This is a genomic window from Streptomyces sp. CLCI03 (assembly GCF_053615355.1).
Window position 1 is genome coordinate 5,046,057 of record NZ_CM132132.1, and the last position, 11,895, is coordinate 5,057,951.

The 11,895-nt window shown below is 70.8% G+C and carries 12 protein-coding genes; 9 read left to right on the plus strand and 3 right to left on the minus strand.

Features of this window, described 5'->3' with window-relative positions; all coding sequences use genetic code 11:
• Positions 1 to 70: 70 nt before the first annotated feature.
• Both ACWG52_RS23260 and ACWG52_RS23265 read left to right on the plus strand, forming a co-directional pair.
• Positions 71 to 1,579 carry an RDD family protein gene (locus tag ACWG52_RS23260; protein ID WP_453125796.1) on the plus strand — a complete coding sequence of 503 codons (1,509 nt, stop codon included), beginning with the start codon at positions 71 to 73 and terminating at the stop codon, positions 1,577 to 1,579.
• A 99-nt stretch (positions 1,580 to 1,678) separates the two neighbouring features.
• Positions 1,679 to 2,428, plus strand: a complete 750-nt coding sequence (locus tag ACWG52_RS23265; protein WP_389816266.1) for an RDD family protein — start codon at positions 1,679 to 1,681, stop codon at positions 2,426 to 2,428.
• Positions 2,429 to 2,510: 82 nt separating this feature from the next.
• On the opposite strand, the gene ACWG52_RS23270 is transcribed toward ACWG52_RS23265, so the two are convergent.
• Positions 2,511 to 2,816 carry a hypothetical protein gene (locus ACWG52_RS23270; protein ID WP_389816269.1) on the minus strand — a complete coding sequence of 102 codons (306 nt, stop codon included), beginning with the start codon at positions 2,814 to 2,816 and terminating at the stop codon, positions 2,511 to 2,513.
• A 484-nt stretch (positions 2,817 to 3,300) separates the two neighbouring features.
• On the opposite strand from ACWG52_RS23270, the gene ACWG52_RS23275 reads away from it, so the two are divergent.
• Together ACWG52_RS23275 and ACWG52_RS23280 are read left to right on the plus strand one after the other, a co-directional pair.
• A complete protein-coding gene (locus tag ACWG52_RS23275) occupies positions 3,301 to 5,655 on the plus strand; it encodes an immune inhibitor A domain-containing protein (protein ID WP_389816322.1) in 2,355 nt (784 codons plus the stop codon).
• Between the two features lie 112 nt (positions 5,656 to 5,767).
• Positions 5,768 to 6,070: a hypothetical protein gene (locus ACWG52_RS23280; RefSeq protein WP_033226620.1), complete on the plus strand. Its 303-nt coding sequence runs from the start codon at positions 5,768 to 5,770 to the stop codon at positions 6,068 to 6,070.
• A 28-nt stretch (positions 6,071 to 6,098) separates the two neighbouring features.
• Here ACWG52_RS23280 and ACWG52_RS23285 read toward each other — a convergent pair whose 3' ends face one another.
• Positions 6,099 to 6,701: an isochorismatase family protein gene (locus ACWG52_RS23285; protein ID WP_389816271.1), complete on the minus strand. Its 603-nt coding sequence runs from the start codon at positions 6,699 to 6,701 to the stop codon at positions 6,099 to 6,101.
• A 259-nt stretch (positions 6,702 to 6,960) separates the two neighbouring features.
• Positions 6,961 to 8,289, minus strand: a complete 1,329-nt coding sequence (locus tag ACWG52_RS23290; protein WP_033226622.1) for a nicotinate phosphoribosyltransferase — start codon at positions 8,287 to 8,289, stop codon at positions 6,961 to 6,963.
• A gap of 145 nt (positions 8,290 to 8,434) precedes the next feature.
• Between ACWG52_RS23290 and clpS the strand changes: the two genes are divergently transcribed.
• From clpS to ACWG52_RS23315, 5 genes are all read left to right on the plus strand, one after another.
• The gene (gene clpS, locus ACWG52_RS23295; protein WP_030010601.1) at positions 8,435 to 8,749 is read left to right on the plus strand and encodes an ATP-dependent Clp protease adapter ClpS; all 315 of its coding nucleotides are present in this window, start codon (positions 8,435 to 8,437) and stop codon (positions 8,747 to 8,749) included.
• Positions 8,749 to 9,351, plus strand: coding sequence for a DUF2017 domain-containing protein (locus ACWG52_RS23300; protein WP_389816275.1), 603 nt, complete (start codon positions 8,749 to 8,751; stop codon positions 9,349 to 9,351). Before clpS ends, ACWG52_RS23300 begins: the two co-directional genes overlap by 1 nt.
• Positions 9,352 to 9,669: 318 nt before the next feature.
• A complete protein-coding gene (locus ACWG52_RS23305; protein WP_389816278.1) occupies positions 9,670 to 11,109 on the plus strand; it encodes an amino acid permease in 1,440 nt (479 codons plus the stop codon).
• A gap of 145 nt (positions 11,110 to 11,254) precedes the next feature.
• On the plus strand, positions 11,255 to 11,677 hold the full coding sequence (locus ACWG52_RS23310) for a M67 family metallopeptidase (RefSeq protein WP_266357140.1): 423 nt from the start codon (positions 11,255 to 11,257) through the stop codon (positions 11,675 to 11,677).
• Between the two features lie 77 nt (positions 11,678 to 11,754).
• On the plus strand, positions 11,755 to 11,862 hold the full coding sequence (locus ACWG52_RS23315) for a putative leader peptide (protein WP_311736929.1): 108 nt from the start codon (positions 11,755 to 11,757) through the stop codon (positions 11,860 to 11,862).
• Positions 11,863 to 11,895: the final 33 nt, after the last annotated feature.

The following is an 11,895-nucleotide window of genomic DNA, read 5'->3' on the forward strand; positions in this document are numbered from 1 at the left end:
CTGTCGGGGGTCGGTTCTTGGCTATGGTCCTCCCTTGCACAAGCCTCAAGCCACGATCGGAGTTGGGGACATGACGGCCTCCCCTGGTGACGGCGAGCACGCGGCCCGCGAGGGCTACTACCCGGATCCGTCCATCCCGGGGTACATCCGCTACTGGAACGGAGCGGCCTGGGTTCCGGGTACGAGCCGCCCTGCCCCGCAGCAGGCACCTGTCGCGCAGGCCGCCCCCGCCCCCGCCGCCGCGCCCGCGGCACCCGCCGTACCGATGGTTCACGGCGGGCACGCCGTGCGCGCGGACGAGACCGGGCCGGTGTTCCTCGACCAGACCTCCATGACCGAGGCGCTCCCGGAACCCCTGCCCGCGCCCGTTCCCGCCCCCGCGGCCGTCGCCGAGCCCGTGGTGTGGCAGGCCGACCCCGTGCACCAGGCCGGCTTCGGCGGGCCCCGCGACCACCGGGTGTCGTGGGGCAGCGCGCCGGATCCGGAACGCGCCGCGCAGCCCGAACCGGAACCCGAACCGGAACCGGAACCGTCACCGCGGTCGGCGGGCATCTCCCTGGCCCGGACCGCAGCCGCCGCGGCCGCACCCGCGGCGGCCCCCGCGAGACATCCCGAGCAGGCCTCCGCGGGCATCCTGTCGGTGCGCTCCCCGGCCGCCCAGACCCCGGCCCGGACCCCGGCCCCGACCCCGGCTCCGGACCGGAACCCGGCCTGGCCCGACGCCCCCGGGACCGGCGGCCCCGGAGGGTCCGGGCTCACCTCATCCTGGCCCGAGGCGGTGGCCGTCCCCGCCCCGGCTCCCGCGCCCACCCCGGCCCCCGCCCCCACCCCTGCTCCCGCGCCGTCCCGGCCGCTCCCCCTCACCCCCGAGGCGCCGGCCGCCCCGGCCGCCGACCGGCCCGAGGTGTGGGCGCCGCGCCCCGCCGGAGTGCGCCCGAGGATCGCGACCCGGCCCGAGGCGCCGGCCGCGTCGGAGCCCGGGCCGCCGGCGCGGCCCCAGCCGCGGAGCCGGGAGCCGCTCGGGCCCGAGGAGGCCCGCCCCGACGGCGCCGGCTCCCGCCCCGCGGGGGCCCGTACGCCCCGGGAGGTGTTCGAGCGGATGGCCGAGCGGGCCGTACGCCCCGCCGGACTGCCGCGCCGGGCCGTGGCCCGCCTCCTGGACTCGCTCGTCCACGCCGCCGTCGCGGTGGCCGTGGCCCGGCCGCTCCTGCCCGAGGCCACCGCCCATGTCGAGGCCAAGGTGGACGCCGCCCGGGCGAGCGGCCGCACCACCACCGTCTGGCTCCTCGACGGGACCATCGCCGCCCACCTGGGCGTGGTCCTCGGCGCCGTCCTCCTCTTCGGGATCCTCTACGAGGCGCTGCCCACGGCCCGTTGGGGCCGCACCCCGGGCAAGAAGCTGCTGGGCGTCCGGGTCCTGGCCACCGCCACCCTGCGCCCGCCCACCTTCGGCGCGGCCCTGCGCCGGTGGCTGGTGTACGCCTTCCTCGGCCTTCCGGGCAGCCTCTGGTGCCTCGTGGACCGCCCGCGCCGCCAGGCCTGGCACGACAAGGCGGCCCGGACGTACGTGGCCCGCTGAGCGCGCCCGATGGGTCCGGTCGCGCCCCTGGGACGGCCCCTGCCCCCGAATGGACGCGGTCCCGTTGCGAGGCCGTCGGAGCCGGGTTCGACTCGGGCCATGAGTACCGACCAACCGCCGGGCCAGCCGCCCGAGGACGACCCGTTCCTCAAGAAGCCCCAGGAACCGACGCCTCCGTCGGGCGGTTCGCCGTACGGCTCGCCGCCCCCCGGCAGCGGTGGTCCGCCGCCCCCGCCCGGAGGTCCGCCCGGTGGTCCGCCCGGTGGTCCGCCCGGTGGCGGGGGATACCCGCCCCCGCCGCCCCCGTACGGCGGCGGGGACCCGTACGGCGGGAGCGGCGGCTACGGCATGCCCGATCCGCTCGCCGGGATGCCCCCGCTCGCCGACTTCGGCAAGCGGCTCCTCGCGCGCATCATCGACGTCGTGATCATCGCCATCCCGCTGGCCCTCATCCAGTGGGCGTTCGGCGCGAACCGCTACCAATACGACACCGACCAGGGCGAGGACATCGGCGATGTCTTCAGCAAGTCCTACAGCGGCAGCGGCCTGATCATGACCCTGATCTCGATCATCGCGTACGTCGGCTACGACTGGTGGTTCACCAAGAAGAACGGCCAGACGGTCGGCAAGAAGGCGATGAAGCTGCGCGTCGCGATGCTCAACGACGGCAGCGTGCCGAACTCCAACGCCGCCCTGTCGCGCGCCGCCGTGCTCTGGCTGCCGACCCTGATCTGCTGCGCCTGCCTGTGGCCGATCGCGCTGGTCGTCTCGATCCTGGTCGACAAGCCGTACAAGCAGGGCCTGCACGACAAGGTCGCCAAGACCGTGGTGGTCCAGGTCACCGGCTAGGCATGACGCATCACATGACGCATCGCCACACGGGCGGTCTCCCTCCGGGGGAGGCCGCCCGCGCCGCGTCCGGCGTCGATCGTCAGTGATGCACGGGGTGTTCGGCCGAAGCCGTCCGGGGCTCGGGCACCCGGGCGTCCCCTGTCGCGCCCTCCTGGGCGGCGGGGGCGGCGGCGGCCCGGGAGGCGCTCGTACGCGCCGCGTGGCGGCCACGGCGCCGCGGCAGGGGCACGGTGAGCGCGACGAGCAGACCCAGGGCGAGCGCGGCGGCGGAGATGACCGCGACGCCGAGCCCGGTGCTCGTCCGGGAGAGCAGCAGCATGGCGATCGTCGACACGACGACCGTGGCGGACCCGTACGCGAGCTGTGCGGCAGTCGGACGCGGCATGGCGATATCCGTCCTCGGTGAGGGGAGGGGGAGTCGGCTCAACCCGTTCGCGCGTCAAGTGACTCTATGACGGGAGATGCCCGAGTCGGACCGCCGGTAAGCGTGACCTAACACACGGTGCCGGAGCACAGGGGGCGCACGGGATCATTTTCCGGGCGACGGCAGGGCGACGGCAGTGGGAGAAAGGGGGACGGGACGGACCGTCGGCGGGGTCGGGAAGGGCCCTTCGCCCCGTATGGCTGCGGAACGTCCGGATAGCGGAACTCCCTGACCGCATAGTGCAGTTGTAAGGGTCAAGTCAAGGTCTGTCTTTTCTTGCTTCCCTCCGGTCAAATGTCGTCACTTGAGACGCGCGCCGCGCGGAACCCCCCGCTCCTATGGAGAAGTTCCGACCAACGTTGCGGCCGCGGGAGGGGAACGACATCAAGTGACCAGCAATTCCGCCAGACGGCGTGCGATACGCGCTGCCGCTGTCACCGTGACCATGGCCGCTTGTGCGACAAGCGCCACCTTCTTCACCGTTACCGCGGCTCAGGCCGAGGGTAAGGCTCCGGCCGCCCCGGCGGCCGACCGGCAGGACCCGACCTCGCCTTCGAAGGTCGTCGAGCACGACCTCAAGGGCCCGTTCAGCGACCAGCAGGCCAAGCAGCGCGCGGCCGCCCTGGACCAGGTCCTGACCGGCAAGAAGGGCGTCGAGCAGCGCGGCGCCTCCAAGGTCGTCAAGCTCGACGACAAGAAGTACGTCGAGCTCGGCCGCGAGAAGACCGACAAGATCTTCACGATCCTCGTCGAGTTCGGCGACCAGGTCGACAACACGACCATGTACGACCCGGACGGCCCGGGCCCCAAGCCCGAGGCGCCCAAGTACGGCGGTACCCCCGGTCCGCTGCACAACACGATCGCCCAGCCGGACCGCGCCAAGGACAACAGCACCGCCTGGCGCAAGGACTTCAGCCGTCAGTACTTCCAGGACCTGTACTTCGCGACGGGTCAGGGCAAGGAGTCGCTGAAGACCTACTACGAGAAGACCTCCTCGGGCCGTTACTCGGTCGAGGGTGAGGTCGCCGACTGGGTCAAGGTCCCGTACAACGAGGGCCGTTACGGCTCCAACTACTGCGGCCAGACCAACTGCTCCAACGTGTGGGACACCGTCAAGGACGGCGTCACCGCATGGTCGGAGGCCCAGAAGAAGGCCGGCAAGACCGACGCCCAGATCAAGGCGCAGCTGTCCCAGTACGACCAGTGGGACCGCTACGACTTCGACAACGACGGCAACTTCAACGAGCCCGACGGCTACATCGACCACTTCCAGATCGTCCACGCGGGCGAGGACGAGTCGGCCGGTGGCGGCGTTCAGGGCACGACCGCGCTGTGGGCGCACCGCTGGTACGCCTACGGCACCGCGGCGGGCAAGACCGGCCCGGACAACAACAAGGCCGGCGGCACCCAGATCGGCAACACCGGCATCTGGGTCGGCGACTACACGATGCAGCCCGAGAACGGCGGCCTCGGTGTCTTCGCGCACGAGTACGGTCACGACCTCGGTCTGCCGGACCTCTACGACACCACCGGTGGCGGCGACAACAGCGTCGGCTTCTGGTCCCTGATGTCGGCCGGTTCCTGGCTCGGCAAGGGCAAGGACTCCATCGGTGACACCCCGGGCGACATGACCGCCTGGGACAAGCTCCAGCTGGGCTGGCTGAACTACGACACGGCCAAGGCCGCGACGAAGTCCACCCACAAGCTGGGCGTGTCGGCGTTCAACACCAAGGACAAGCAGGCGCTGGTCGTCGAGCTGCCCAAGAAGCAGGTCAAGACCGAGGTCGTCAAGCCGGCCGAGGGCTCCACCCAGTGGTGGAGCAACATGGGTGACGACCTCAAGAACACCCTGACCCGCTCGGTCGACCTGACCGGCAAGAAGTCCGCCGCCCTGTCCCTCAAGGGCTGGTGGGACATCGAGGCCGACTACGACTACCTCTACACCGAGGTGTCCACGGACGGCGGCGCCACCTGGACCGCGCTGGCCGGCACCGCCGACGGCACGGCCCTCCCGGTCGACGCCTCCGGCAGCCCGTCGCTCACCGGTGTCTCGGGTGCCTGGAAGAACCTGAACTTCCCGCTCGACGCCTACGCGGGCAAGAAGGTCGACCTCCGCTTCCGCTACCAGACGGACGGCGGCGCGGGCGGCAAGGGCTTCGCGGCCGATGCCATCTCCCTGACCGCGGACGGCTCCGCGCTGTTCACCGACGGCGCCGAGAACGGCGACAACGGCTGGACCGGCAAGGGCTTCTCGCGCATCGGCGCCGACTTCTCCAAGGAGTACGCGCAGCGTTACATCGCGGAGAACCGCCGCTACGTGTCGTACGACTCCACCCTCAAGGTGGGCCCGTACAACTTCGGCTTCGGCAACACCAAGCCGGACTGGGTCGAGCACTACCCGTACCAGGACGGTCTGCTCATCTGGCAGTGGGACACCAGCCAGAAGGACAACAACACCAGCGTCCACCCGGGCCAGGGTCTGATCCTCCCGATCGACGCCAACGCCAAGCCCATGAAGTGGGCGGACGGCACGCTGCTCCGCAACAAGATCCAGCCGTACGACGCCACCTTCAGCGCGTACTCCACGGATGCGTTCACCCTGCACAAGAACGGCGAGGAGCTCTTCCTCAAGCCGAAGCCCGCGAACCTGGTCTTCGACGACCACAAGGGCAAGTACTACTACGACGAGAACCCGACCGGATCGGTGAAGGTCACTGACACCAACACCAAGATCAAGATCCTGAAGGAGTCCTACGACGGCGAGGTCATGACCATCGAGGTCGGCCCCTCCTCGAAGTAACTCGTTAAAACCGCAGGTCAAAGCATGATCGGCCGTCGCCCCCTAGCGGGCGGCGGCCGTTCGCGTTTAGATGCCCGGTACGAGTTTCTTATTGACGGGGGAGATGACAGCGATGCCAGGCGGCGGTTTCGTGAGGTTGCCGGGCGGCAGTGTGGTGGTTGCGCTCACACTGCCGAGGCCGTCCGGAGAAGGCGGAAATGTCCGCGTGCTGGTGCACGCCGCGAACCGGGCCCGCGCCCTGACCAGGCTGCGGAACCTCGGAATGCGGGCGGTGTACCTGCGGGGCAACGCGCACCCGCCGACCCCGGACGAGGTCACGGCGGTCCTGCACCACCCGGACGGCCTGCTCTGGCGTGGCGCACCGGACCGCGCGCAGGAGCTCTGGCACCCCATCCGCGCCCTGCTGGGCACGTAGGGGGTGCCTTGGGGGCGCCCCAGGTCCCTCAGGGGGCCTGGTCGGCGCGGCCGCCGACGAGCTTCACACCGGCCGTACGGAGCTCGTCCAGGGCCCGTGCGGTCGTGTGCGGGGCCACGGCGGCCGTCAGGTCCAGCAGGACCCGGGCGGCGAAGCCGGCGCGGGAGGCGTCGAGGGCGGTGGCCTTCACGCAGTGATCGGTGGCGATCCCGACCACGTCCACCTCGGTGACGTTCCGGTCCCGCAGCCACTGGCCGAGCGTCGTGCCGTTCTCGTCGGCGCCCTCGAAGCCGCTGTACGCGGCCTCGTACGCGCCCTTGTCGAAGACGGCGGAGACGGCCCCCGAGGCCACGGCGGGGGCGAAGTTCGGGTGGAAGCCCACGCCCTCGGTCCCGGCCACGCAGTGGACGGGCCAGGAGGTCTCGTAGTCCGGCTCGGCCGGCGGGTGCGCGAAGTGCGACCCGGGGTCGACGTGGTGGTCGCGGGTGGCGACGACGTGTCGGTACGCGGGCGTGGCCTGGCCGATGTACTCGGTGACGGCGGCGGCGACGTCGGCTCCGCCGGTGACCGCGAGGCTGCCGCCCTCGCAGAAGTCGTTCTGTACGTCGACGACGATCAGTGCGCGGTGCATTTCGCGTGCCCTTCGGCTCGATGGTGTGCTGCGGCGGGCCCTGCGGGGGGCTCTTCCCCCACCCCGCCCCTTCCCGAAACTGGGGCTCCGCCCCGGACCTCTACGGCGCTCCGAACAGCCTCGCCGGCGATTGAGGCGCGGGGGCTCGGGCGAGGGGCCCCCGCAACGGCGCCGCGCGGGCCGGACCGGTGCAAGATCAGCCCCTCCGGCGAGCGAGGAGCGGGGTCCGGGGCAGGGCCCCGGCGGCGGACCCGCGGGGTCAGACGTACTCCGTGGGGAGCACCGCCTCGCCGCGCGAGAGCTGCGTCGCGGACAGCGGCAGACTCGCCCGCACCGCGCGGTGGCGGTCCCGGGCGGCCTCCAGCGGCTCGCGGGCCACCACCTCGCCGGCCTTGACCAGCTGGGTCAGGAGCTGGTCGTCGGCCAGGGCGGCCGGCACCGGGCCCACGCCGATGACCTCCGCCTCCGCGACCCCCTCCGCGTCCCGCCGCCGCGCCGCCCACTTGCGGCCGCCGATCGAGGTCTTGCCGCCCGAGGACTTCTTGGCCACCGGGGCCAGCGCCGCCTTCGGGTCCGCCGACGTGGCCCGCGCCACCAGCTTGTAGACCATCGAGCACGTCGGGTGCCCGCTGCCGGTCACCAGCTGCGTGCCCACGCCGTAGGCGTCGACCGGGGCCGCCGCCAGCGAGGCGATGGCGTACTCGTCGAGGTCCGAGGTGACCACGATCTTCGTCGAGGTCGCGCCCAGCTCGTCGAGCTGCTGCCGCACCCGGTGGGCCACCAGCAGCAGGTCCCCGGAGTCGATCCGGACCGCGCCCAGCTCCGGTCCGGCGATCTCCACCGCCGTGCGGACGGCCTCGGCCACGTCGTACGTGTCCACCAGCAGGGTGGTGCCCCGGCCCAGCGAGTCCACCTGCGCCGTGAACGCGTCCCGCTCGCTGTCGTGGACCAGGGTGAAGGCGTGCGCGCTCGTGCCGACCGTCGGGATGCCGTACCGGAATCCGGCCGCCAGGTCCGAGGTCGAGGTGAAGCCGCCCACGTACGCGGCCCGCGACGCGGCGACGGCCGCCAGTTCGTGGGTGCGCCGGGCGCCCATCTCGATCAGCGGGCGTCCGCCGGCCGCCGAGGACATCCGGGAGGCGGCCGCGGCGATCGCCGAGTCGTGGTTCAGGATCGACAGGATCACGGTCTCCAGCAGCACGCACTCGGCGAAGCTGCCCTCCACCCGCAGGACGGGGGAGCCGGGGAAGTAGACCTCGCCCTCCGGGTAGCCCCAGATGTCGCCGGAGAAGCGGTAGGAGGCCAGCCAGTCCAGCGTCCGCATGTCGACGACGGCCCGCTCGCGCAGGAATTCCAGCACCGCGCCGTCGAAGCGGAAGTTCTCCACCGCGTCCAGCACCCGCCCGGTTCCGGCGATCACCCCGTAGCGGCGGCCCTCGGGCAGCCGGCGGGTGAACACCTCGAAGACCGAGCGTCGGTCGGCGGTGCCGTTGGCCAGGGCGGCCTGCAACATCGTGAGCTCGTAGTGATCCGTGAAGAGCGCTGTCGACGGCACGTCCACCGGCAGGCCCAGGTCCGCAGGGTTCATGGCTGGGATGCTAGCGCACATTTCGTCAAAGTGACGAGATGTGTGGGGGCGATGGTGGGCCCGGGCCGTCAGGGGGGCACGGGAGCGGTCGGTCGCAGGGGCTGTCCGGCCTCGGTTTGGGCGGCGGCGCAGTCGAGATGGCAGCATGGGACGAGTGAGTGTTGCTCCTGTTGAGATCGAACGCACCGAATCCGCCGAAGAGACCTTCGCGGTCCCCGAACCCGACGTCCCCTGGGTGACCCTGGTGCACAACGACCCGGTCAACCTCATGAGCTACGTGGCGTACGTGTTCCAGGCGTACTTCGGCTACTCGAAGGACGTGGCACACAAGTTGATGCTCGACGTCCATCACAAGGGGCGGGCGGTCGTGTCGAGCGGCACCCGCGAGGAAATGGAGCGCGACGTGCAGGCCATGCACGGCTACGGCCTGTGGGCGACCCTCTCGCAGGACCGCAACTGATGGGCGGCACCTTCGAGTCCCTCAAGGGCGGCGGCGCCGCCATCGCGCTCGACGAGATCGAGATCTCGATCCTGCGCTCCCTGGCCGTCCAGATGCTGGAGCTGATCGGCCCCGGTGAGCCGGAGCCCGCCGAGGACGCCGACCCGCTCGCCGCGCTGTTCGCGGAGGGTCCCTCCGAGCCCCCGTCCGACCCGGCGCTGGCCCGGCTCTTCCCCGACGCCTACGGGGCCCCCGACGGGGCCGGCGACAAGGGGGTGGACCCCGAGGAGCTGGTGGCCCGCTCCGCGGAGTTCCGCCGCTTCACCGAGAACGACCTGCGCGCCCGCAAGCGCGAGGACGCGCTGGCCGTCGTACGCAGCCTGGACGGGCTGACCCCGGCCGGCGACGGGGCGGCGGTGCTGGAGCTGTCCGGCGAGCTGCCGCTGCGCTGGCTCGGCGCGCTCAACGACCTGCGCCTGACCATCGCGGCCCGGCTCGACATCACCGAGGACGACGAGAGCGCGGTGCTGTTCCGGCTGCCGGACGAGGACCCGCGCAAGCCCATGGTGATGGCCTACCTCTGGCTCGGCGGCCTCCAGGAAACCTTGATCGAAACCCTCTGAGAATCCTCAAGAGGGAACACTGTTCGCTCAGCGGACGCTCAAATCCGGATAACGATCAGATCACCGCCATGCGGTGATCTGATCCATTTCTGGGTCTTTGGGGTGAATTTTTGATGCCCTGCGCCACATTTCTCCCCCTCGGGCAGCCGTAAGGCCGTGATAAATCTTCACGACTGCCGAAGGGACGCCACCCATGTCCCCCGGCTGGCTTGGCCCGGCTGATCGCCGGCGTGCAACTCCATCCGTATCCGGGGGGATCGAGGACCCGATCCGCAGCCAACGAAGGCGCGGGTCGGCGTGGAGAAAGGCGCACCAGACATGACCTCTGTGCAGGTCGAGCAGCACGACAAGACGCCCGGCGAGGGCGGCCCGGGCGAAGGCGGCGAGGGGTACCACCGCACGCTCGGCGCCCGTCAGATCCAGATGATCGCGATCGGCGGGGCCATCGGCACCGGCCTGTTCCTCGGAGCGGGCAAGGCCATCTCCAAGGCCGGCCCCAGCCTGATCCTGGCGTACGCCATCGCGGGCCTGGTCATCTTCTTCATCATGCGGGCCCTGGGCGAGCTGCTCATGTACCGCCCCGTCTCCGGCTCCTTCTCGGACTACGCCCGCGAGTTCCTGGGCCCGTTCTGGGGATACGTCACCGGTTGGACGTACTGGCTGTTCTGGGTGGTCACCGGCATCACCGAGGTCACCGCGGCCGCGCAGTACATGTCGTACTGGACCCACGACAGCTTCCCGCAGTGGGCCTACGCGCTGATCTTCACGGTCATCCTCTACGCCGCCAACCTGATCTCCGTGAAGCTCTTCGGTGAGCTGGAGTTCTGGTTCTCCATGGTCAAGGTCACCGCCATCGTCGGCATGATCCTGATCTGCGCCGGCATCCTCACCATCGGCTTCTCCGACGCGGCCGACACCGCCACCGTCTCCAACCTCTGGAACGACGGCGGCTTCTTCCCCAAGGGCATCGGCGGCACGCTGATGACCCTGCAGATCGTGATGTTCGCCTTCCTCGCGGTCGAGCTGGTCGGCGTCACCGCCGGCGAGTCCAAGGACCCCGAGAAGACCCTCCCCAAGGCCATCAACACCGTGCCGTGGCGCATCGCCGTCTTCTACGTCGGCGCGCTGATCATGATCCTGTCGGTCGTCCCGTGGACGCACTTCCAGCCGGGCGTCTCGCCCTTCGTCGCCGCCTTCGAGCGCATGGGCCTCGGCATCGGCGCCGCGATCGTCAACTTCGTCGTCCTGACCGCCGCCCTGTCCTCCTGCAACTCGGGCATGTACTCCACCGGCCGCATGCTGCGCGACCTCGCCATCAACGGCCAGGGCCCGAAGGTCTTCACCAAGCTCACCAAGAGCGGCACCCCGCTCATCGGCACCACCTTCTCCGCCGCGCTGATGCTGGTGGGCGTCTGGATCAACTACGTCGCCCCGGGCAAGGCCTTCGACTACGTCGTCTCCTTCGCCACCATCTCCGGCATGTGGGCCTGGATCATGATCCTGGTCTGCCAGATCCGCTACCGGGCCAAGGCCGACCGCGGCGAGCTCCCGCAGTCCGCGTTCCGTGCCCCCGGCGCCCCGTACACGAGCTGGTTCGCGCTGCTCTTCATCGGCATGGTCATCGTCATGATGGGCGCCGACAAGGACTCCCGCGTCTCGCTGTACTGCGCCCCGCTGTGGGGTCTGATCCTGGGTGTCTCCTACCTGGTCATGAAGTCCCGCGACCCGCGCGGCGCGGCCTTCACCAAGGCCTCGTAGCACCGGGACGCCGCGCGTCCCGGCCGCCTGCCGCGGCCGGGAGCCGCGCTCCCACGACGTTGTCCCCAGGGCGGCGTGTCCACCATGCGGGCCCCTGCGTACCACTCCTCGGTACGCGGGGGCCCGTCTGCTTATCCTGTCGCTCATGCTGACCCTCACCCAGGACCTGTACGACCGGATCGTCGAGCACGCCCGCCAGGACCACCCCGACGAGGCGTGCGGTGTCGTGGCCGGCCCGGCGGGCACCGACCGCCCCGAGCGGTTCGTCCCGATGCTCAACGCGGCCCGCTCGCCCACGTTCTACGAGTTCGACTCGAAGGATCTGCTGAAGCTCTACCGCGATCTGGACGACCGCGACGAGGAGCCGGTGATCGTCTACCACTCCCACACCGCGACCGAGGCGTACCCCTCGCGCACGGACGTCACCTACGCGAACGAGCCCCACGCGCACTACGTGCTCGTCTCCACGGCGGACAAGGACGGCCTCGGGGAGTTCCAGTTCCGCTCGTACCGGATCGTCGACGGGGTGATCACCGAGGAAGAAGTGCAGGTCGTCGACGCCTACTGACCAGTATGTGAGCGGTGGGCGTCCATGATGCGGGATCACACTCCAAACGGGGGACCGGGAATCGTTAACATGACCGCATGGTTTCCCACGACGTGAGCATCGAGACGCCCGGCAGGCTGCTGCTCGTGGCGCGGCTGCACGTCGACCTGTGCCGCCTCGCCAGCGCCATCTGTCCTGCTGCCTGAGCACCAGAGCCCTCGCGCGGGGGCTGCACGACC